The organism is Kluyvera georgiana ATCC 51603 (assembly GCF_001654985.1).
GTDB lineage: Bacteria > Pseudomonadota > Gammaproteobacteria > Enterobacterales > Enterobacteriaceae > Kluyvera > Kluyvera georgiana.
Genome location: NZ_LXEU01000002.1, coordinates 39,600 through 61,403, shown reverse-complemented (window position 1 = coordinate 61,403; position 21,804 = coordinate 39,600). Strand labels below are relative to the sequence as shown.

Below are 21,804 nucleotides of genomic sequence, written 5' to 3'. Positions count from 1 at the left end.
GCGCGGATAAATATCCGTGCCGGATACGCACGCCTGTAAACAGGAATAAAGAGAATGAAAACGGTTCATTTAATTCAGCACACGCACTGGGATCGTGAGTGGTATTTTACGGAGAATGATTCTCAGGTTCTTCTTTATTATTTCATGGCGGATCTTCTTAATCGTCTGGAAACGGATGAATCATTAGGTCCATTTATGCTTGATGGGCAAACGGTGGTACTGGAAGATTATTTCCAGTTTGCGCCAGAGAACCGTGAGCGCGTACGAGCGCTGGTGAAAAGCGGGAGGCTGCTGATTGGCCCCTGGTACACGCAGACAGACTTTCTGGTGGTTGGCGCCGAATCGATTACCCGTAACCTGCTGCTCGGCCAGGCCGACTGTGATGCGCTTGGCCCACGAATGGCGGTGGGCTATGTGCCAGACTCTTTTGGCCAGAGTGCGCAGTTGCCGATGTTTCTCAAGCAGTTTGCGATCGACAGCGCGGTGGTCTGGCGTGGCTGGAGCGAGTATGACACGCCGATGACCGAGTTTCGCTGGCGCAGCCTGGATGGCAGCGAGGTGACGGCGGCAGTATTGCCACAAGGCTATGGCTGCGCCAAATGGTTACCGACGGAACCGCAGCAGGCGTGGCCGCGTCTATCGGCCATTCTGGAAAAGCAGGCCTCGTTTAGCGGTAGTTCACAGCTATTGCTGCCCAACGGCAACGATCAATCGCCATTTGAATATGGCGTGCCCGCGATGCTGGAACGCCTCAACGCGCAGCAAGAGCAGTACCATTTTGTGCGTAGCGACTTCAGCCGCTACTTTGCCGCACTGGCGCAGACGCCGCTCGCCGCCTTTGAAGGCGAACTGTTGAGCCCGAAATATATGCGTGTCCATCGCGGCATTTTTTCTACCCGTATGGATATTAAACAGGCCAACGCCCACCTGGAGAACGTTGTCAGTCGCCAGTTGGAGCCGCTGCTCAGCGTCGTCTGGCGGCTGGGTCTGCCCTATCCGCAAAAGGTGGTTGAAAATATCTGGCGCGAAGCGATGAAGTCGCATGCGCACGACAGCATTGGCGGCTGCAATGCCGACCGTGTGAATGCGATGGTTAAAGCCCGCCTGCTCTCCGGTCAGGAAAAAGCGAACCAGCTCTTTGAGCTCAATATGCAGATGCTGGCGCAGGGGATCGCTGCTCAGCAAGATGGCAAGAAAATCATCATTTTCAATGCACTACCTTCAGTTCGCGATGGACTGACGGCGCTCACGTTGTACCTACCCGGCTCGGCGTTCCGTATTGTCGATGAACACGGTGTTCCTTGCCGCTGGCAGATTGTGCGCGAAACGTCGCAGGATATGTCGGTGATTGTGCAGGAGCTTTCAAACAGTGCCGAACCCGTTTTCTACCGTAAATGCGAGATTTTGCTGGAAACCGTCGCACTCCCCGCTTGTGGTTACCTCACGTTGTACCTTCAGGAAGGTGAACCCGCGGGCTTTGACGAGCCCGACGTGGCGGAGGCTGCGCTAGAAAACGCCTGGCTCCGGCTGACGCTGGAGGGGGAAAAGGTCGTGCTGGTGGACAAGCGCAGCGGCAAGCGTTGGGAGGATCTGATTCAACTGGTGGATGGCGGCGATGCCGGCGACACCTATAACTATTCACCGCCGGAAGATGACTGGCGCGTGACCGGTGCGGGTGCGCTGCAAAGCGTCGATTGGCAGCGCGGCGCGTTGGCCGATACCTTGACGCTAAGCTGGTCCATTGCCGCGCCACGTAACCTCACCGACAGACAACAGCGGCGTCTTAATACGCGACTGGACGTCAGTATGGTGATCACGTTGGCGCATCAGCGGCCGGTGCTCGATGTGCAGGTTAGCGTCAATAACACGCTGCAGGATCATCGCCTGCAGGTCGAAATTCCAACCGATGTATTTACCGATTGCCATTTTGCCGATCAGCCCTTTGGCTTGATTCGCCGTCCCAACCGCCCTGCTGCGCTGGACGTCTGGCAGCAGGAACAGTGGGGTGAAGCGCCCGCCTCGTTATGGCCAATGCAAAGTCTGGTGATGATGCACGATGGCGGGCAGGGGATGAGCGTTGTGACGGACGGGCTGCGTGAATATGAGATCCCGGAAGGGCGGCCATCGGTCATGGCGATTACCCTGCTGCGCAGCGTCGGCTGGCTGGGGCGCGCCGGGATGCCATGGCGGCCTGGGCGAGCGTCCGGCATGGCGCTACCGTCTCCGGATTCACAGATTCCCGGCGAATTCACCGTCCGCTTTGCGCTTATTCCTTTGTGTGAGGGAGAGACTCAGGACTTCTGGCGCGACGTGGAAGCCTGGCGCACGCCGCCGGTGGGTTGGCTCGACTCCGGCTGGGCCCGTTTTAAAACCAACCCGCACTCTCTTACCTTCCCTGCACGTTACAGCCTGTTGAGTTGGGAGACGCCGCTACATTTCAGCACCCTGAAAAAAGCAGAACGCGGAGAGGCGCTGATTTTGCGCGGCTGGAACCCCGGCTCTCAGGTCTTACCTTGTACCGCACCAACGGTGGAGGCCACGCTAAATAAAGTCATGCTTGATGAGCGGACTGAAGCGCAACCTCAGCAAACCGTTCTGCAGTGTGCTCCTGTCTCGTGGCGTATTACGCCCGCTGTAAGAGGATAAAGTTGTGTTGAAGATTCATTTTACCTGCCCGTTGCCAAACGGGCTGCATGCTCGCCCAGCTAGCGCGCTGGAGCAGCGTGTTAACGCTTTCGGCGCTCACGTACAGATTGTGAATTTACGCAATGAACGCCAGGCCGATGCGCGCAGCGTGCTGGCAATGATTGGTACTGACATTTTGTACCAGGATCCCTGCGAACTGGTGATTACCGGTGACGATGAGGCGGCGGCGTTTCAGGCATTACAGCAGTTCATCACGCAAGAGTTCGCCAGCTGCGACGAGTCTATGCCCCCGTCGCAAAACGAAATCGACACGCCGTTACCGGTTTTTCTGGCACAGACAACGGCGGAAATTCTGCGGGGTAATGGCGTTAGCGGCGGACTGGCGCTTGGCGTGGCTATGTATTCGGGAACGCCGGATCTCTATCAGCTTGCTGAACGGGAGGTTGCAACGACGCCTGAGGTGCAACGTGATGCGCTGCAGGCCGCGCTACAGCAGGTACGTATGCAACTTCGCGATGCGTTACATCATGCGCAGGGCGAAGCCGCGACGGTGCTGCAGGCGCACATTAACCTGCTGGAGGATGACCTTTTTGAACGCGCGCTGTTAAGCGAACGCCCGGCGCGTAATGCGCTTGCGGCGTTAGCGCAGGCGTTGGATGAACTGAGTGCGCCGCTACGGGAGAGCCGCAGCAGCTATCTTCAACAACGTGTGTTGGACATCCAGGATTTAGGCTTGCGTTTGGCCACACATCTTTGTGAGCAGCCGCTGATGCCTGAGACGGTACTGCGGCAGGACACCATCGTGATAAGCCCAACCCCAATCACGCCGGGTCAATTCCTGGCGCTGCGCGGCCCGCATCTGAAAGGCGTGGTGATGGGGGCGGGCGGGGAAACGTCGCACACGGTGATCCTCGCGCGCTCGTTCGGTATTCCGCTGTTGAGCGTTGAACCGGCAGAAATTACCCGCATTCGCAGCAACGAACCGCTGATGCTGGATACGCGCTACGGCGTGGTGGTTCTTGCGCCGGACGCGCAGGCTCTGCGTTGGTATCAATTAGAAGAGGAAAAACGCCAGCGACAGCATCTGCGTTTACAGCCGCTGATCCAGCGTCCTGGAGTGACGCAAGACGGCGAGTCGGTTGCCATACTGGCCAATATTGCGCTGGCTGCTGAAGCTGAAGCGGCGTTTGCCGCAGGCGCGGAAGGTATTGGTTTGTTCCGTACCGAAATGCTGTTCTGTGAACGCGCGGCGCCGCCGGATGAAGAAGAGCAATATCAGGCCTATCGCCACGTTCTGCAACAAGCGAAGGGACGCAAAGTGGTGATTCGCACGCTGGATATCGGCGGCGATAAGCCCTGTGATTATCTCAATATGCCGCCGGAGGAAAATCCGTTTCTCGGCTGGCGGGGGATTCGTTTATATCCCGCCTTTAACGCCGTTTTCACCACGCAGGTGCGGGCACTGCTGCGTGCGAGCGCCACCGGGCCGCTGCATATTATGGCGCCCATGGTGACCACGCTGGAGGAAATTAAGTGGCTGCGCGAACAGTTTCAGCAGACTGAGGCGCAGCTGCGCGCTGAAGGTATCGCTACCGGGATATGGTCGTTGGGCATCATGGCGGAAGTACCATCGGTGCTGTACCTGCTGGAGAAAGCGGCCGCTTATATCGATTTTGTCTCCATTGGCAGTAACGATCTGACGCAGTATTTTCTGGCCTGCGACCGGGGTAACCCACAGGTGCGCCATCTCTATAACTATTTCGACCCCTCGTTTCTCCAGCTGCTCACCGAGATGACGGCGCGCGCGCAGCGTGCCGGTATTGCGATTAGCCTGTGCGGTGAGATGGGTGGCGACCCGTCGGCGCTGGCGTTATTGCTGGGCGCAGGATTGCGACAGTTGAGTATGTCGGTCAGTCGCATTGCCGCGGCGAAAGCGCATTTATCCTCGCTGACGCTTGCCAGTGGCGAGCAGAAGCTTGCGCAGGCGCTGGCCAGTGACGGTGCTCAGGCGGTGATGATGGCGCTAAAGCAGCAGGTGACGGCGGCAGCGAAGCCCGTGGTCGATCCCGCATTGATCCTGCTCGATCGCCCGGTGGCCGACAAGGCAGAGGTGATCAAGGTACTGACCGATAATCTGGAAGTTGAACAGCGGGTGATTTCAGGTCCAGAGGTAGAGAGCGCTATCTGGCAGCGTGAGGCGATTTTCTCTACCGCATTAGGTTTCGCCATCGCGCTTCCGCACTGTAAATCAGCCGCAGTCAGCCATAGCAGCGTGTCGCTGATGCGGCTGACTAAGCCGTTGGCGTGGAATGATGAGGTCGATGTGTCGTTGATTATCATGTTAACGGTCAGCGAGCAGGAGAAAGGCGATCACATGAAAATTTTCTCCCGACTGGCTCGAAAGTTAATGCATGCCGAATTTCGACAGCAGCTACTGGACCGTGCTTTACCGCAGGATGTCGCTGAACTTTTGGCTCAGGAAATCGCGGGGTAAGGCAGAGTGAATAAGTCCCGCCAGGCATTCGTTTTGCTATCCAGCGCCTTTTTTTATTGGGGAGTCCTGACGGCAATTAATAGCGCCATGATTCCCTTTTTCCGCCAGCTGTTTTTGCTTTCCTGGCGAGACGCCATGCTGGTGAACGTCGCATTTTATCTAGCACCGTTTGTGGTCTGCCTACCGTGTGCAAAATGGATGATGCGGTTTGGCTATCGTCGAGCGCTGGTATTGGCTTTGGGGCTGGCGGCGAGCGGCGCGGCGATTATTGCCGGATCGCTGTGGCGACCTTCTTTTGTCGGCTGCCTTGCGGGCATATTTATTATGGCGATGGGGGTTGCCGCCATGCAGGTAGTGGCAAACCCCTATGTTAATCGCCTGGGCGATGGACGAAGTGCGGCTGGGCGACTGAGCCTTGCCTCATCCATCAACTCTTTTGGCGCCGCGCTGGCGCCTCTCCTGCTTGCGGGGGTACTGACGAGTTCGGGCGTTTTGGTTTCGGTTTTATACATTGGGCTGATGTTGGGCGGCAGCTCTCTACTCCTTATCCTCTATCTCTCGAGGATCGATGATTTTCATGATGTTGGAAATCGTGTGGCGTCATCGCTTTTTACCTTGTGCCGTTACCCGCAGTTCCGTTCCGGAGTGAGCAGTATTTTTGTGTATGTAGGGGTGGAAGTCAGTATTGGCACTACGGTGATCAGCTACCTGAACGATGCCGCGTTGGGGGGCTATTCGCTTGCTCAGGCGACGTCATTCATCGCGCTGTACTGGGGGGGAGCGCTCGCTGGACGCTTTCTTTATGGCCTATTAGCACGTTATTGCCGTGTACGGCTGCTGTTTTGTCTCTGTACGACAGGAGCCATGCTGTTGACGGTGGCGGCAATGGTCCTTGCCAACCGTACCGGCGGCTACTGTTTGGTTGCGGTAGGTCTGATGAACTCAGTGATGTATCCGGTCATTTTCTCTCGCACATTGTCTGGTCTTGAAGGCTATTCCGCGCCGATCTCTGCATGCCTGATCATGGCGGGAATTGGCGGAGGGGTGCTGCCTTTTATCCAGGGGATGGCGATTGATTCAGTAGGGTTAAGGTTTAGCTTTTTGGTTCCCGCCCTGGGATATGTTTTTTTACTGATTAACGGGCTTAAGGACAAAGTCAAAGTCACACAATTCGTTGATAACTATTAATTTAAGGTGATACCAATGAAAAAAATATTCATTGCTAATATTGCCGCGTTTTTCCTCTGTTCTTCTGTTGTTGAGGCTGCGGAGCATTATTCATATCGTGTGGCATTTATGCCAGATATCCATTTTCATGATGTTTATGGTCAATTTCAGGACGGTGCCTTCCACGGACTGAAAAACAGCAAAAGCGGGCAAAATGCGATGATTCGCACGATGTACGCCCAGCTAACGTCGACCAGATTATTCAATGAAAACTATTTCGCCCTGCGGGCCGCACTGGACGATGCGGGCAAGAAAGGCATCAAACTGATCGCACTACCCGGTGACTTTAGCGACGATGGTCAACCGGTGCATATTCGGGGGCTGGTGAAGCTACTCGAAGAGTACCAGCAAAAATATGGTATGCGTTTTTTTGCGACGCCGGGTAACCACGATCCCAATCGACCCTTTGACCTGCCTGGCGGTGAAGAGGATTTCCTTGGCGCGGGTGGCAAAACGCAGCGCATTTTTAGTGCCGGAGCCCATGAGTGTAAAGGCTACCGGGGCAAGACTGCGGTGATTGCAACGGGAGCCGAGCTGCCCACAATTTGCAGCGAAGAGATGGTGAGTAGCGGCTATGAATACATTATGAAAATGATGTCGCCGTTTGGTATGAACCCTCAACCGAATGATATTTATTGGGAAACGCCATATTCCACCTATGATGAGAAAAGCTATTCCTATGCGAAAGCGCAACAGGCAAGCGACTTCCATCAGCGGCAGTATGAAATTTGTGCGCAGGGAACCGGCGGAAAATATCGCCAGCCGGGCTATGGCCCCTGTTTCACGGTGGCGGACAGTAGTTATCTCGTTGAACCCGTCCCGGGGCTCTGGCTGATGGCGGTGGATGCGAATGTGTACCTCCCCCGCGAAAACGCCGACCCGACCAAACCGGAGTCGGCAAATAATTTCGCGGGCTCGGGAGATGCGGGCTACAACAAGATGCTCACCCACAAGCAACAAACGGTGGCCTGGATGACGTCCGTCGCCCAGCGCGCCAGAGCGAATAATAAAATGTTAGTCACTTTCAGCCATTTCCCGATGGTTGAGTTTGATAACGGCGCAGCAGCGGATCTGGAAGCCATCTTTGGTAAAGGAAAATTCCAGCTGGCTCGGGCGCCAAAAGAAGATACCAGCCATGCACTGGCTAAAACGGGTATTGGCGTACACGTTGGCGGTCATATGCATTTTAATGATACCGGGGTACGCAAATATCCGGACGGCAGCCTGCTTTTTAATATTCAGGCCCCTTCAATGGCGGCATATGTACCCGCTTATAAGATCCTCGATTTTGTTAGTCGCACCCGCATTGATGTGCAGACCGTTATTCTGGACAGCGTCCCGCGTTTCAATGAGCTTTTTGAACACTACCAGCAGGAATGGGATCATCTGAACATGACTCATTCTCCGCATTTGTGGAATAAGGCCGTGTTGGGGGCGAAGAACTACTATGACTTTACCAATTGGCATATCACCGAACTGACCCGTTTACGCTTCATTCCCGAAGAGTGGCCATGTGATATCCGCCAGATGCTGTTCAGCCTGAATGGCGCAGAGATGTTGATATTAAGCCAGATAAGCAGCCATAGCGATTTTCAGAGCGTATTGAGCGTGCCCGTTAGCGATGATCATGCCATTTGCGCTAAAGGCGTCACGCCACCCGTGCGGGATGTCCGTCAACAATATCTGAAAAAAAATGCTGCTGCATGGCATCGGGCGGAACAGAAAGCACAAAGCCTGGCGCAAAATATGGGCATGAAGCTGGCCGATTTTTCTGAATGGAATGGCTTCGATCTCGCCGTCGATTTTTACCGTCTGCGCAATGCCGATGAGCTGGCGCTGCGCGATATTTCCGCCACGCGATTACGTCAGTATCAGCTGCTTACACGTGTGCTGGCCGAGTCGTTACCGGCGTCGATGCCGGCGCTTACGGCGAACAGTGATTTTGAGACAATCTATCGTCTGCGTTTTGGCAGTATTTTTACGGTGATCGACAAGTATTTGCAGGGTAATCCTTCCAGAAACTTCCATCTGGATTTGGAGACGGGAGAAATTTCAGCACGTTAAACGCTGCTGTGAGGCTGCCTTTTCATCAAGAGGCCGCCTCACAGGAGAGGTGCTGACCTGGGCTGTACGTGGTGTAATCGACTGTTCTGGTTAACAAAAAATGGGCTATCCACTAAAGTTATAACCTTATAAAAACTACGGCATTGATAATCATTTTCAATATCATTTAATTAACTATAATGAACCAACTGATTACGCGGCGTTTACAGGTTTGCCGCCCGACAATAATGGAGATGATTATGAGCTATACCCTGCCGTCACTGCCTTATGCGTACGATGCCCTGGAACCGCACTTCGACAAACAGACGATGGAAATCCATCACAGCAAACACCATCAGGCTTACGTGAACAACGCTAACGCAGCGCTGGAAAGCCTGCCGGAGTTCGCTTCTCTGTCTGCTGAAGAACTGATCGCGAAACTGGACCAACTGCCGGCCGACAAGAAAACCGTTCTGCGTAACAACGCTGGCGGCCACGCTAACCACAGCTTCTTCTGGAAAGGCCTGAAAAAAGGCACCACCCTGCAGGGTGATCTGAAAGCGGCTATCGAGCGTGACTTCGGTTCCGTTGACAACTTCAAAGCTGAATTTGAAAAAGCAGCAGCAACTCGCTTCGGCTCCGGCTGGGCGTGGCTGGTGCTGAAAGGCGACAAACTGGCGGTGGTTTCTACCGCAAACCAGGATTCCCCGCTGATGGGTGAAGCCGTTTCCGGCGCTTCCGGCTTCCCGATCGTGGGCCTGGACGTTTGGGAACACGCTTACTACCTGAAATTCCAGAACCGCCGCCCGGACTACATCAAAGAGTTCTGGAACGTGGTGAACTGGGACGAAGCAGCTGCGCGTTTCGCCGCTAAAAAATAATTTGCATTGCACCTCTGTAGAAGCGAGTCTGATGACTCGCTTTTTTTGTATCCGCGTAAGGAGCAGCAGATGCATTATCCGGTAGACGTGTTTATTGGCAAAATCCGCGACTATGACGGCAGTCGCCCAAGCGCCATTGCAAAGGTCCAGATGGATGGCGAACTGGAACTCACCGAGCTGGGATTGTTGGGTGATGAACAGGCCGAGAAAAAAATCCACGGTGGGCCCGACCGCGCGCTGTGTCAGTTCCCCCGCGAACATTATGAAGACCTGATTCGTGAATTCCCCGAACAGGCAGCCCTGTTTTGCGCCCCGGCGTTTGGTGAGAACCTGTCGACGAAAGGGATGACCGAGCACAACGTGTTTATCGGTGATATTTACCGCTGGGGTGAGACGTTGATTCAGGTGACTCAGCCCCGCTCTCCGTGTTTTAAACTCAATTTCCACTTTGCTATCAGTGATATGGCTTCTCAGATGCAGCGCAGCGGCAAGGTGGGCTGGCTGTACCGGGTGATTGCGCCGGGTAAGGTTTCTACTGACGATCCGCTGGCGCTGGTGTCGCGCCTGAGTGATGTTTCGGTGTATGACGCCGCCGCCATTGCCTGGCATATGCCGTTCGATGACGACCAGTATCACCGCCTGCTGAGCGTAGCCGGATTGTCAGTTAGCTGGAGCAGAACCATGCAGAAGCGCCGTCTGAGCGGAAGAATTGAAGATAACAGCCGAAGATTGTGGGGCAAGTAGGCCTGATAAGCGTAGCGCCATCAGGCGGTCAAACGCCCATGGCCAAAAAAAATCGGCCTGCATATGCAGGCCGATGGTTTTTAGGTTCGCTTGTAAAGCGGTAGCCACAGCGTGAGCCGCAACCCGCCAAGCGGGCTGTCGTCGGCCTTCACCCAGCCGCGATGCTGCTGCATGGCGCTTTCGACAATCGCCAGCCCCAGCCCGGTGCCGCCAGATTCACGGTCTCGCGCCTCATCGGTGCGATAGAACGGACGGAAAATCTGCTCGCGATCTTCCGGGCTTACGCCCGGACCGTCGTCGTCCACGTGAACGGTGACGCCGTCTTTATCCACCGAGAAGCTCACGGCGATCTTGGTGTGCGAGTAGCGCAGTGCATTACGGACGATGTTCTCCAACGCGCTTTCCAGCGCGTTCGGGTTGCCATACAGCGGCCACGGCCCCGGCGGATAGTCAACGTTGAACGATTTACCCATCTGTTCGGCTTCGAACGCGGCGTTATCCAACACCTCGCCCCACAGCTGATTCGCCTTCAGCGTCTCGCTCACCAGCGCGCTCTTCTGTTGATTGCGCGACATCACTAACATGTCGTTGATCATGCTATCCAGACGCTGCGCTTCTGTCTCGATACGCTCCAGCTCTTTGCTTTCACCGCTGCGGCGACGCAGCAGCGCAGTGCCCAGTTGCAGACGCGTTAACGGCGTGCGCAGCTCGTGGGAGATATCGGAGAGCAGACGCTGCTGGGAGGTCATCATCCGTTCCAGCGCCATCACCATCTGGTTAAAGCTGGCCCCTGCCGCCAGAAACTCCTGCGGCCCGGATTCCAGTTCGGGATGCTGACGCAGGTTGCCCTGGGCGACTTCATCCGCGGCGTTTTTCAGCTTACGCGCCGGTTTTGCCAGGCTCCACGCCAGCCACAGCAGCAGCGGCGCGCTGACCAGCATGGTGACGATCAGCAGCAACAGCGGCCGGTCGAACAGCAGGTTGATAAAGTCAGACTGCGAACTGCTGGCCGGACGGATCAGGTACAACTGATAGTTATCTTCACCGTCACGAATTGAAAATGGCCCGACTAACTCCACGCGCCCGTATTTCTTCTTCTGCGGATGGTCGGCGTTGTCCGACTGCCCGATAAAGTTACGGATAATCTGCATTTCGTTGCGTTCTGCGCCAATCACGCGACCTTCGCTGGTGACCAGCAGCAGACGCTGGCCCGGCGGAGCCCATTTATCAATTGCGCGGAACAGCCGACGCCACCACATCAAATCGTTGGGGGGATCGTTGGCCAGCTCTTCTTCAACGTGCTGTTCAATCATGATGCCCTGACGCTGCTCGCTATCGAGCAGTTCGGTCATCTGACGCGAGTCGAGCTTGGGTAACATCAAAACCAGCATCAACACCAGCGCCAGGGTTAACCAGAAGATGGCGAAGATGCGGGCGGTTAAACTTCCTATCATGAAGCGGAGACCATCAGGTAGCCGCGACCACGCAGGGTTTTAAACCACGGATGACCGTCTTTACGTTCCGGCAGTTTCCGACGCAGGTTGGAAATGTGCATGTCAATTGCGCGGTCGAACGGCGTTAGGCGTTTGCCCAGCACTTCCTGGCTTAAATGTTCGCGCGACACCACCTGACCCAAATGCTGCGCCAGCAGATAGAGCAGGGTGAATTCGGTGCCGGTGAGCTCCAGGGTTTGACCATCGAAGCTGGCTTCCTGGCGGCCTGGGTTCAGGCTCAGGGCGTCAACTTCTACGGTAGGCGAACTGGCATCGCTACTTTGCTGCTGTTCGCTCCAGTGCGAACGGCGCAAAATAGCGCGGATACGCGCGACCAGCTCGCGATCGTTAAAGGGTTTAGGTAAATAGTCATCCGCGCCCAGTTCGAGGCCCAGAACGCGATCCAGCTCGCTTCCGCGGGCGGTTAGCATAATGACGGGAGTCTGGTGTGTTTGTCGCAATTCCTTCAGCGTGTCGATTCCGTTCTTTTTCGGCATCATCACGTCGAGTAAAAGTAGGTCGATGCTGTCATCAAGAAGCGCAAGCGCCTGTTCGCCGTCATGGGCAACCAGAACGTTAAAGCCTTCCATATCAAGCAGTTCCTTAAGTAAGGAAGTCAGCTCTCGGTCATCATCAACTAATAAAATTTTATTCATATTTTCATCCCTCCGAGGCAGAAATTACGTCATCAGAGCCAGCTAATCCATGACTTTACGTTGTTTTACACCCCCTGACGCATGTTTTCAGCCTGAATCGTAAACTGTCTCTCGTTGAATCGCGACACAAAAGTTTTTGGGAGCATGTGATGCGCAATGTTATCGCTGCCGTCATGGCCTCAACGCTGGCATTCAGTGCACTAAGCCAGGCCGATGAAGTCGTCACCAGCGTTAACTGGCACCCAGCGGAAGATAATTCGCTGCGATATGGCCAGGGTCATATGTTCGACGGTATTAGTTTAACCGAACATCAACGCCAGCAAATGCGCGATTTGATGCAACGGGCGCGACACGATCGCCCACCCGTTAATGTTAGCGAAGTCGAGACAATGCATCGCCTTGTCATCGCAGAAAAATTTGATGAAGCCGCTGTGCGCGCTCAGGCCGAAAAAATGGCCGAGGAGCAGGTGAACCGCCAGGTTGAAATGGCGAAGGTTCGCAACCAGATGTATCGCCTGCTCACGCCAGAGCAGCAGGTGGCTTTAAATGAGAATCACCAGCAGCGAATGGAGCAGCTGCGTGACGTTGCACGGATGCAACAAGGTTCGAATGTGAATCTGTTTAGTAGCAATACCCGTAGCAACCAGTAACAAACCCTGTTTTTCCTTGCCATAGACACCATCCCTGTCTTCCCCCTCATGATGAGGGGGTTTTTTTTGCCCTAAATTCGATACGGTGCGCTGCATAAACATTCCGCTATACTACGCAGATCTGAAGTCAGGAGTGTTTATGAATCAATCTTATGGCCAGTTGGTCAGCCGCGCGGCAATTGCGGCAACGGTAATGGCCTCGCTGTTGCTGATCATTAAAATTTTTGCATGGTGGTTTACCGGTTCGGTCAGTATTCTGGCGGCGCTGGTGGACTCACTGGTGGATATTGCTGCCTCGCTGACCAACCTATTGGTAGTGCGTTACTCGCTGCAACCGGCCGATGAAGAACACACGTTTGGCCATGGAAAAGCGGAATCGCTGGCGGCGCTGGCGCAAAGTATGTTTATCTCCGGTTCCGCACTGTTCCTGTTTTTGACCGGTATTGAACACCTGGTACGCCCCACGCCGATGAGCCAACCGGGAATTGGCGTGGCGGTAACGGTCATTGCTCTTATCAGTACCTTGGTTCTGGTGACGTTTCAGCGCTGGGTGGTGCGAAAAACGCAAAGTCAGGCCGTTCGGGCGGATATGCTTCATTATCAGTCTGATGTTATGATGAACAGCGCAATTCTTATTGCACTCGGCCTCTCCTGGTACGGTTGGCATCGTGCCGATGCGCTGTTTGCATTAGGAATTGGCATCTATATTCTATATAGCGCGTTACGTATGGGGTACGAAGCGGTTCAGTCACTGCTGGATCGCGCGTTGCCCGATGAGGAACGCCAGGAAATTATCGACATCGTGACCGCCTGGCCGGGCGTAAGCGGTGCTCACGATCTCCGTACGCGGCAGTCAGGGCCGACCCGCTTTATTCAGATCCATCTGGAAATGGAAGATAACCTGCCGCTGGTTCAGGCGCATCACGTTGCCGACCAGGTGGAGCAGGCGATTTTGCATCGTTTTCCCGGTTCCGACGTGATTATTCACCAGGATCCATGCTCTGTTGTCCCGCAAGGCAAGAGCGGCATTTGAACTTTCGCAGTGGTTGTACAAAGTGTGAGCTAAATCGGCATTATTTGTATAAATAACCGCCGCTTAGCCTGACCTGAATCAATTCAGCAAGAAGCGCTTGATATACTATCTCTACATAGAGTCGTTCTCTCCCCCAATTGTGGGAGCGCTTCGGGCAGAAGAATTAATTTTTAGCATTCCTAAGTTCAGAGGTAGTCATGATTAAGAAAATCGGTGTGTTGACAAGTGGCGGTGATGCGCCAGGCATGAACGCCGCGATTCGCGGCGTGGTGCGCGCGGCGTTGACGGAAGGCCTGGAAGTGATGGGCATTTACGACGGTTATCTGGGCCTGTATGAAGACCGCATGGTCCCGCTTGACCGTTACAGCGTGTCCGACATGATCAACCGTGGCGGCACCTTCCTCGGCTCCGCGCGCTTCCCGGAATTCCGCGACGAAAACGTCCGTAACGTGGCTATCGAGAACCTGAAAAAACGCGGCATTGATGCGCTGGTGGTTATTGGTGGTGACGGTTCTTACATGGGCGCTATGCGTCTGACCGAAATGGGCTTCCCGTGCATCGGTCTGCCGGGCACCATCGACAACGATATCAAAGGCACTGACTACACCATCGGCTTCTTCACCGCGCTGAGTACCGTGGTAGAAGCGATTGACCGTCTGCGTGATACTTCTTCTTCTCACCAGCGTATCTCTGTTGTTGAAGTGATGGGCCGCTACTGCGGTGACCTGACTCTGGCGGCAGCTATCGCGGGCGGCTGCGAGTTTATCGTGGTGCCGGAAATCGAATTCAAACGTGACGACCTGGTGGCAGAAATCAAAGCGGGCATCGCAAAAGGTAAGAAACACGCCATCGTCGCGATTACCGAACACATGTGTGATGTTGACGAGCTGGCGCACTTTATCGAAGCGGAAACTGGCCGTGAAACGCGCGCAACCGTTCTGGGCCACATCCAGCGCGGCGGCTCCCCGGTGCCTTACGACCGTATCCTGGCATCCCGTATGGGCGCGTATGCCATTGAACTGCTGCAGCAGGGCTTTGGTGGTCGTTGCGTCGGCATTCAGAACGAAAAACTGGTTCACCATGACATCATCGACGCGATCGAAAACATGAAGCGTCCGTTTAAAGGTGACTGGCTGGAATGCGCTAAGCAGCTGTACTAACAGCGACTAACGTACAAAATGGGCGCCTGATGCGCCCATTTTGCTATCTGCCAGGAAGGAATCGCTTATGCCAGGGCCATATCGTCACGAGATTATTGCCGCGGATAACGGCACGCTTGCCCGGTTTATTTTGCACGCCGACAACGCGTCTCAGGTGGCGCCGCACTGGCATAAGTCGCTGGAGCTGAGCTACACCCTCAGCGGGACGATCTCCGGGTTTACCATTAACGGCAAAACCTACGCCACCCGCGCCGGGCAGATCCTGGTCGTTAATCCCAATGAAGTGCATGCGGTGGTTTCGCAATCGCAGGGCACCACCGAGGCATTAACGGTTCTCTTTCCCCGCCAGCTGCTGCTAACCATCATCCCAGAATTGGACACGTTGTCCTTCGACATCCCCGATGCCGCTGCGTTTACCCGGTTACAGCGCAAAGCCTACCGCAGACTCCAGCATTTGCTGCATCAGGCCGCCAGCCTTACCCGGTGCGGTGAACAGGATGTGGGCCATAATTTGCTGCTCAATGCGCTGGCCTATCAGTTGCTGTACTGGCTACTGCGCGCCTTTGCTCAGCAGCAAAATCGCTATCGCTATCGGAATATAAACCCTACCGAAAAAATGAGCCGGATAACTGAGTGGATTGATAGCCATTACCACGAGAAGATCGCCATGGCCGACGTCGCACGGCGCTTTTATCTCTCTGAAACCTGGCTGGCGCACAGCTTCCGTCAGAGCGTAGGCCGCACCTTTCATGAGTATCTGGTATCCGTACGCCTTAACGCCGCGATGGTGCTGCTGTTTGATAGCAATTTGCAGGTACAAACCATCGCTGAGCGCTGTGGTTTTCCGAATTTTAAATCCTTTGCCTACTACTTCAAACAGGCGCACGGCATGACGCCGCTGCAGTACCGCAAGTCACGACGCTGAACATGTGTGAGCTAGCGTTGAAAAGTATAATTTGACCGTTTTTTCGCCAGGAAATCGCCTGTTGCTGAAAAAACGCCCGTCCTATCCTGCTGCCTGCTGACTTCAAATTGAGGCAAAGGCTTATGGGACAACAAAAACGCGTGCTGTTTAAAACATCGCTCTTGTCAATTTCGCTCATCAACATGTCGGGCCCGGCGGTCGCGGCGGCCATCCCGCTGATGCTCGGCGCTTTTCCGCAGCGCGCGCTGGCGGATATCGAGCTGACGGTATCGGTCACAAACTTTGGTATTTTGCTGCTGGTGGTTCTCGCGCCTTTTTTTGTTCGTCTGCTCGGCGACAAGAAAACGGTGATGGCGGGGCTGGTGCTGGCGCTGGTGGCTGGCTGCGTGCCGGTATTTAGTGAGAGCTATGACGTCATTCTGTTCTCGCGGTTTATGCTCGGCTGCGGTATCGGGCTGTTTAACTCCCTCTCATATAGCCTGATTTGCCAGTATTTTGACGGTGATGAACGCGCCACTTTGCTGGGCTACCAGAACGCGGTTTCTGCCATCGGCAGCGCGTTGATGACGTTGCTGATAAGCCAGCTGATTGCGCACGGCTGGCACAGCGTATTTCTGATCTACTTCCTGACGCTGATCCCCATCGTCCTGTTTGGCCTCAACATTCCGGCCACCCGCACCGTTTCGCGCGCAGCGGCGGAGACCCGAAGCGGGCGAATAGACTGGCGCGTGCCGGGCTACGCGCTGTACCTGTTCTACATTTTCGCGGGCTATATGATTCTGATTTTTAAGCTGGCGACGGTCGTGACCACCGTGGGCTATAGCGATGCCGCCGGAGCAAGCCTGCTGCTGACGCTATCGACGGTGATCTCTTTCCCCGGCGGCATTCTGTTTGGCCAGGTGAGCAAAAAGCTGGGCCACGCGATTCTGCCGCTGTCGCTGCTGATTATCGGCGCTGCGCTGGTGCTGCTGGCGTATTCAACCAGCCTGGCGGCAACCGCCATTAGCGTGCTGGCGGCGGGCTTTGTCTTCGCCTTTGTGATCCCCTACTTCTTCAGCTGCGCGGCGGCGGTCAGCGCACCAGATAGGCAGACCGTGACCTCGTCGATTTTGCTGATTGGCATTAACTTCGGCGTCTTCCTGCATCCGTGGGTCATCCGCATGATTCAGATGGTGGGCGGGCGCAGCGATATCTTTTTCCCAATAACGGCTTACGGCGTGCTGTTTATCGCGACCGCCGTGGCACACAGCGGCTATCTGCTGGGGCAGCGAATGATGAAAGGAGCAACTAACCATGAATGATTATGTGCAGTATACGGCACAGGCCGGTGCGCTTGATCCACAGGCGGTGGACGAATTACAGGCCATGGCACAGGGGGCCGGCCACGAAGTACCGGACCTGCTGGCGCTGCGGGATGGCATGGGCTGGCCCGCGCGGGACATCCATACCCGCAGGATGACCATCCGCAACCAGATTATTGATGGTCACGTTAACGTACGTATCTACCGTTGTGATGAAGATAAGTCACCTACGCCCGCCATTCTGTTCCTGCACGGCGGCGGTTTCTTCGGCGGCTCGCTGGACAACGTCGAGTACCCTTGCCGGGCATTGGCCGATCTCGGCGCGCTGACGGTGGTTTCCGTCGATTACGCGCTGGCCCCGGAGCGGCCTTATCCTGCGGCGCTGCTGGATTGTTACGCCGCGCTACGTTGGCTTCATCTGCATGCTGACGAGTGCGGCGTGGACCCGCAGCGTATTGTGGTTGCCGGGGATTCCGCCGGCGGCAATCTTAGCCTGGTCACCGCGCTGCTGGACGTCACGTTAGGCACGTATTACCTCTCCCGGGTGGTGGGCTACTATCCCGCGACGACGCTTGTCCCCGACGCTGAGCTCATCGACACCGCCCGCTACCCGGCGACGGAGGATAAAACGCTGATCGATGGCTATCTCAACGGGTTTTACGCTTCGATGGGGCAGGTGGCGCAGTGGTATGCGGGCAAAACAGATTGCCGTCATCCTTTCATCTCTCCGCTGTATGCCGATCCGGCGCTATTGGCGGCGCTGCCTCCAGTGTTGCTCTGCTGCGGTGAATTTGACCCGCTGCGGCTACAGGTTGATGCTTTTGCAAACCAGGCTCGCCGTGCGGGCGTCGATGTGACATCCGTACGCTACTGCGGAATGGTTCATGCGTTTATGGATAAAGTGGGAGTACTGGTGCAGGCGGAGGCGCTGCTGAGGGATACGGTGGCCTTTATTCGCGGTGAACCGTGGGTGCAGCGCTAAGGCTAAAAAATCGGGGAAGCGTACGCTTCCCCGATGCTATCGAACTTATTCAATATCCAGCGCATCTTCCGACAGAATAATGCCGGTGTTATCGGCATAGAGATGATCGCCGGAGAAGAAGGTCACGCCGCCGAAGTTGACGCGCACGTCGCTTTCGCCGATGCCTTCACCTGCTGCGCCGACCGGAATGGCGGCAATAGCCTGGATGCCGATATCCAGCTCTTCTAAATCATCAACCTGACGCACCGCGCCGTACACCACGATGCCTTCCCACTCGTTTTGAGTGGCCAGACGGGCGAGGTCGGCGTCGATCAGCGCACGGCGGACAGAACCGCCGCCGTCGACCAGCAGAATGCGGCCACGGCCGTTCTGTTCGAGCAGATCGTACAGCAACCCGTTATCCTCGAAACATTTCACGGTGATGATTTGCCCACCGAACGACAGCCGTCCGCCAAAGTTAGAGAACAGGGGTTCTACTACGTTGACATCTTCCTGGTAGATGTCGCAAAGCTCGGAAGTATCGTATTTCATAGGATTAACGCTCAGTTGCTGCGAGTTATTTTAGTATATCGCGCTCTACGCATTGTTGGCAAAATCATCAATTGTTAATTGATATTTGTCAGTTAAGCGAACGTCTTGCTGAGCACAATCCCAATGACGAACAGTAGGTTAGTCAGCAGCGCGCCTTTCACCGTTTTTTCCAGCATCGGCGGCATCGCCTGCGGCGAGCGTTCACGCACCACGTAGCGGGCCTGTTTCACCAGCAGCGGTGCGCTGAGGATAAACAGCCAGCCCCACGGGCTGTGCAGGGAGATGAGGTTAAACAGCGCCAGACACACCAGCGTACCCATCAGCAGGCAAACGTGATAGCGGCGGGCGTTAACCGGCCCTAAACGCACTGCCAGCGTGTTTTTGCCGTTCTCACGATCGCTGTCGATATCGCGCAGGTTATTGATATTCAGCACCGCCGTGGCCAGCAAACCGCAGGCGGTGGCGGGTAGGATAATCGCGCTGCTCAGGCTGTGAGTCTGTAAGTACCAGCTACCGATAACGCTCAACCAGCCGAAGAAGATGAGCACGGAAATATCGCCAAGGCCGATATAGCCATACGGGCGCGTGCCGACGGTATAGGTGATGGCGGCGATAATCGCCAGCAGCCCCAGCACCAGGAAACCGATAAAGTCGCCGGTCGTCTGGGACGCGGTGAACAGCAGAGCAAGGCCGGAGACGCAAATCAAGCCGACGGTGATAATCAGCGCGCGCTTCATCTGCTGCTGGGTAATCACTCCTTTTTGCATCCCGCGCAGCGGCCCGATGCGGTCCGGCTTGTCGCTGCCTTTAACCGCATCGCCGTAGTCGTTGGCGAGGTTAGAGAGAATTTGCAGCAGGCTGGCGGTGATCAGCGACAGCACGGCGACGCCCGCATCAAAGTGGCCCTGCCACCAGGCGAGGGTGGTACCGACGATAATCGCCGCGCAGGCCAGAGGCAATGTTTTGGGACGCAGGCTTTCCAGCCAGGCCTGAGTGCGGCTTACAGGTGTATTTGTCATAGTAATCAGCCAATAAAAATGGGGCTTTTCAGCCCCATCAATTAAAGATGAAAATGCAGTGACCGCGATTATAGGATAAAACGGCTCAGATCTTCATCTGCGACTAATGCATCCAGATGCTTACTCACGTATTCCGCATCAATTGTGATGCTCTGGCCATTGAGATCGCTGGCGTCGTAGGAGATATCTTCCATCAGGCGCTCGAGAACGGTATGCAGACGACGCGCACCAATGTTTTCGGTGGTTTCGTTGACCTGCCATGCCGCCTCGGCAATGCGCTTGATGCCGGACTCGGTGAACTCAATGTTCACCCCTTCGGTGGCCATCAGCGCTTTGTACTGCACGGTCACGGAGGCGTTTGGTTCGGTCAGAATACGCTCGAAGTCCTGGGTGGTCAGCGCTTTCAGCTCAACGCGAATCGGCAGACGGCCCTGCAGTTCAGGGATCAGATCTGACGGGCTTGCCACCTGGAACGCGCCGGAAGCGATAAACAGGATATGGTCGGTTTTGACCATGCCGTGTTTGGTGGAGACGGTGCAGCCTTCAACCAGCGGCAGCAGATCGCGCTGAACGCCTTCACGAGAAACGTCCGGGCCGGAGGAGTTACCGCCGCGCTTACAGATTTTGTCGATTTCGTCGATGAACACGATGCCGTGCTGCTCAACCGCGTCAATGGCGTCCTGTTTCAGCTCTTCCGGGTTGACCAGCTTCGCCGCTTCTTCTTCAATCAACAGCTTCATCGCATCTTTGATTTTCAGCTTACGCGGTTTCTGCTTCTGGCCGCCCAGGTTCTGGAACATGGACTGCAGCTGGCTGGTCATCTCTTCCATACCCGGAGGCGCCATGATTTCTACGCCCATCGGCGCAGCGGCGAGATCGATTTCAATCTCTTTGTCGTCAAGTTGGCCTTCACGCAGCTTCTTGCGGAATGCCTGGCGCGCTGCCGACGGTTCAGACGGCTGTTCAGCCTGGCCCCAGTTGTTTTTGGCCGGCGGGATCAGCACGTCGAGAATTCGCTCTTCCGCCATCTCTTCCGCACGGTAGCGGTTTTTTTCGATCGACTGTACGCGCACCATCTTGATCGCCGAATCGGTCAGATCGCGGATGATGGAGTCAACTTCTTTACCCACATAGCCCACTTCGGTGAACTTGGTGGCTTCAACTTTGATGAACGGCGCGTTGGCGAGCTTGGCCAGACGACGGGCGATTTCGGTTTTACCGACGCCGGTTGGGCCGATCATCAGAATGTTTTTCGGCGTGACTTCGTGGCGCAGCTCTTCATCAAGCTGCATACGACGCCAGCGGTTACGTAAGGCAATCGCGACGGAGCGCTTCGCGGCGTCCTGGCCGATGATGTGTTTGTCCAGTTCGCTGACAATTTCGCGTGGGGTCATTTCAGACATGGGAGATCCTTACGCCTTAGACGGTAATTCTTCAATGGTGTGGTTGTGGTTGGTATAAATGCAGATATCACCTGCAATATCCAACGCTTTCACCGCGATATCACGCGCGTTCATATCGGTATTTTCCAACAGCGCACGGGCCGCGGCCTGGGCGTATGGGCCGCCAGAGCCGATGGCAATCAGGTCGTTTTCTGGCTGGATGACATCGCCGTTACCGGTGATGATCAGCGAAGCGGTTTCATCGGCCACGGCAAGCAGCGCTTCGAGTTTGCGCAGCATGCGGTCGGTACGCCAGTCTTTCGCCAGCTCCACGGCGGCTTTAACCAGGTGGCCCTGGTGCATTTCCAGTTTACGTTCAAACAGTTCGAACAGCGTGAAGGCGTCCGCAGTACCGCCCGCAAAACCGGCGATCACTTTGTCGTTGTACAGACGGCGAACTTTTTTCACGTTGCCTTTCATGACGGTATTGCCCAGCGTGGCCTGACCATCCCCGGCAATGACGACGTTGCCGTTACGGCGAACACTTACTATTGTTGTCACGAGCAGACCCCTTTACCAATACGGATAGAGTGGCCCCGTACCGCGTACGGGGCAGAATGTAAGTATAGATGGGGGG

General features: G+C 55.5%; 18 protein-coding genes. 12 read left to right on the top strand and 6 right to left on the bottom strand.

Annotation, left to right across the window (positions count from 1 at the left end; all coding sequences use genetic code 11):
* The first annotated feature begins 54 nt into the window (after positions 1-54).
* The 6 genes from M989_RS00285 (at position 55) to yiiM (ending at position 10,035) form a co-directional block, all read left to right on the top strand.
* Positions 55-2,646, top strand: a complete 2,592-nt coding sequence (locus tag M989_RS00285; protein ID WP_064540418.1) for a glycoside hydrolase family 38 N-terminal domain-containing protein — start codon at positions 55-57, stop codon at positions 2,644-2,646.
* Positions 2,647-2,650: 4 nt separating this feature from the next.
* Positions 2,651-5,140 (top strand): phosphoenolpyruvate--protein phosphotransferase, encoded by a 2,490-nt coding sequence (ptsP, locus tag M989_RS00280; protein ID WP_064540415.1) that lies wholly within the window; start codon positions 2,651-2,653, stop codon positions 5,138-5,140.
* Positions 5,141-5,146: 6 nt separating this feature from the next.
* Positions 5,147-6,328, top strand: coding sequence for an MFS transporter (locus M989_RS00275; protein ID WP_064540412.1), 1,182 nt, complete (start codon positions 5,147-5,149; stop codon positions 6,326-6,328).
* Positions 6,329-6,343: 15 nt separating this feature from the next.
* Entirely contained in the window at positions 6,344-8,431 is a 2,088-nt protein-coding gene (locus M989_RS00270) for a metallophosphoesterase family protein (RefSeq protein WP_083965105.1), read from the top strand.
* 239 nt (positions 8,432-8,670) lie between these two features.
* Positions 8,671-9,291, top strand: coding sequence for a superoxide dismutase [Mn] (gene sodA, locus M989_RS00265; RefSeq protein ID WP_052284210.1), 621 nt, complete (start codon positions 8,671-8,673; stop codon positions 9,289-9,291).
* A gap of 6 nt (positions 9,292-9,297) precedes the next feature.
* Positions 9,298-10,035 (top strand): 6-hydroxyaminopurine reductase, encoded by a 738-nt coding sequence (yiiM, locus tag M989_RS00260; RefSeq protein ID WP_157093496.1) that lies wholly within the window; start codon positions 9,298-9,300, stop codon positions 10,033-10,035.
* Positions 10,036-10,115: 80 nt separating this feature from the next.
* Here the strand turns inward: yiiM and cpxA are convergent, their stop codons facing one another.
* Positions 10,116-11,489: an envelope stress sensor histidine kinase CpxA gene (gene cpxA / locus M989_RS00255; protein ID WP_064540407.1), complete on the bottom strand. Its 1,374-nt coding sequence runs from the start codon at positions 11,487-11,489 to the stop codon at positions 10,116-10,118.
* A complete protein-coding gene (gene cpxR, locus M989_RS00250) occupies positions 11,486-12,184 on the bottom strand; it encodes an envelope stress response regulator transcription factor CpxR (protein ID WP_064540403.1) in 699 nt (232 codons plus the stop codon). The genes cpxA and cpxR overlap by 4 nt, the downstream gene beginning before the upstream one ends.
* 149 nt (positions 12,185-12,333) lie before the next feature.
* Here cpxR and cpxP point away from each other — a divergent pair, with 149 nt between their 5' ends.
* The 6 genes from cpxP (at position 12,334) to M989_RS00220 (ending at position 18,235) form a co-directional block, all read left to right on the top strand.
* Complete coding sequence (gene cpxP, locus M989_RS00245; RefSeq protein ID WP_064540400.1) at positions 12,334-12,834, top strand: cell-envelope stress modulator CpxP; 501 nt, start codon at positions 12,334-12,336, stop codon at positions 12,832-12,834.
* Between the two features lie 139 nt (positions 12,835-12,973).
* Positions 12,974-13,867 carry a CDF family cation-efflux transporter FieF gene (gene fieF / locus M989_RS00240; protein WP_064540397.1) on the top strand — a complete coding sequence of 298 codons (894 nt, stop codon included), beginning with the start codon at positions 12,974-12,976 and terminating at the stop codon, positions 13,865-13,867.
* Between the two features lie 197 nt (positions 13,868-14,064).
* Entirely contained in the window at positions 14,065-15,027 is a 963-nt protein-coding gene (gene pfkA, locus M989_RS00235; RefSeq protein ID WP_064540394.1) for a 6-phosphofructokinase, read from the top strand.
* A gap of 67 nt (positions 15,028-15,094) precedes the next feature.
* Positions 15,095-15,952, top strand: a complete 858-nt coding sequence (locus M989_RS00230) for an AraC family transcriptional regulator (RefSeq protein ID WP_064540391.1) — start codon at positions 15,095-15,097, stop codon at positions 15,950-15,952.
* A gap of 122 nt (positions 15,953-16,074) precedes the next feature.
* Entirely contained in the window at positions 16,075-17,253 is a 1,179-nt protein-coding gene (locus tag M989_RS00225) for an MFS transporter (protein WP_064540389.1), read from the top strand.
* Entirely contained in the window at positions 17,246-18,235 is a 990-nt protein-coding gene (locus M989_RS00220) for an alpha/beta hydrolase (protein WP_064540387.1), read from the top strand. The genes M989_RS00225 and M989_RS00220 overlap by 8 nt, the downstream gene beginning before the upstream one ends.
* 45 nt (positions 18,236-18,280) lie before the next feature.
* Here the strand turns inward: M989_RS00220 and rraA are convergent, their stop codons facing one another.
* The 4 genes from rraA to hslV all read right to left on the bottom strand — a co-directional run bounded on the left by rraA (position 18,281) and on the right by hslV (position 21,728).
* Positions 18,281-18,766 carry a ribonuclease E activity regulator RraA gene (gene rraA / locus M989_RS00215; protein ID WP_035892355.1) on the bottom strand — a complete coding sequence of 162 codons (486 nt, stop codon included), beginning with the start codon at positions 18,764-18,766 and terminating at the stop codon, positions 18,281-18,283.
* A gap of 92 nt (positions 18,767-18,858) precedes the next feature.
* A complete protein-coding gene (menA, locus tag M989_RS00210; protein WP_064540385.1) occupies positions 18,859-19,785 on the bottom strand; it encodes a 1,4-dihydroxy-2-naphthoate polyprenyltransferase in 927 nt (308 codons plus the stop codon).
* Positions 19,786-19,853: 68 nt separating this feature from the next.
* Positions 19,854-21,188: an ATP-dependent protease ATPase subunit HslU gene (hslU, locus tag M989_RS00205; protein ID WP_064540383.1), complete on the bottom strand. Its 1,335-nt coding sequence runs from the start codon at positions 21,186-21,188 to the stop codon at positions 19,854-19,856.
* 9 nt (positions 21,189-21,197) lie between these two features.
* The gene (gene hslV, locus M989_RS00200; RefSeq protein WP_064540381.1) at positions 21,198-21,728 is read right to left on the bottom strand and encodes an ATP-dependent protease subunit HslV; all 531 of its coding nucleotides are present in this window, start codon (positions 21,726-21,728) and stop codon (positions 21,198-21,200) included.
* Between the last annotated feature and the right edge of the window lie 76 nt (positions 21,729-21,804).

Bases quoted from the DNA above. Each gene is read 5' to 3' on its own strand.
- M989_RS00220 (WP_064540387.1), top strand. From the start codon at position 17,246: ATGAATGATTATGTGCAGTATACGGCACAGGCCGGTGCGCTTGATCCA.
- pfkA (WP_064540394.1), top strand. From the start codon at position 14,065: ATGATTAAGAAAATCGGTGTGTTGACAAGTGGCGGTGATGCGCCAGGC.
- cpxA (WP_064540407.1), bottom strand. From the start codon at position 11,489: ATGATAGGAAGTTTAACCGCCCGCATCTTCGCCATCTTCTGGTTAACC.
- cpxR (WP_064540403.1), bottom strand. From the start codon at position 12,184: ATGAATAAAATTTTATTAGTTGATGATGACCGAGAGCTGACTTCCTTA.
- fieF (WP_064540397.1), top strand. From the start codon at position 12,974: ATGAATCAATCTTATGGCCAGTTGGTCAGCCGCGCGGCAATTGCGGCA.
- cpxP (WP_064540400.1), top strand. From the start codon at position 12,334: ATGCGCAATGTTATCGCTGCCGTCATGGCCTCAACGCTGGCATTCAGT.
- hslU (WP_064540383.1), bottom strand. From the start codon at position 21,188: ATGTCTGAAATGACCCCACGCGAAATTGTCAGCGAACTGGACAAACAC.
- M989_RS00225 (WP_064540389.1), top strand. From the start codon at position 16,075: ATGGGACAACAAAAACGCGTGCTGTTTAAAACATCGCTCTTGTCAATT.
- M989_RS00270 (WP_083965105.1), top strand. From the start codon at position 6,344: ATGAAAAAAATATTCATTGCTAATATTGCCGCGTTTTTCCTCTGTTCT.
- menA (WP_064540385.1), bottom strand. From the start codon at position 19,785: ATGACAAATACACCTGTAAGCCGCACTCAGGCCTGGCTGGAAAGCCTG.
- M989_RS00230 (WP_064540391.1), top strand. From the start codon at position 15,095: ATGCCAGGGCCATATCGTCACGAGATTATTGCCGCGGATAACGGCACG.
- sodA (WP_052284210.1), top strand. From the start codon at position 8,671: ATGAGCTATACCCTGCCGTCACTGCCTTATGCGTACGATGCCCTGGAA.
- rraA (WP_035892355.1), bottom strand. From the start codon at position 18,766: ATGAAATACGATACTTCCGAGCTTTGCGACATCTACCAGGAAGATGTC.
- M989_RS00285 (WP_064540418.1), top strand. From the start codon at position 55: ATGAAAACGGTTCATTTAATTCAGCACACGCACTGGGATCGTGAGTGG.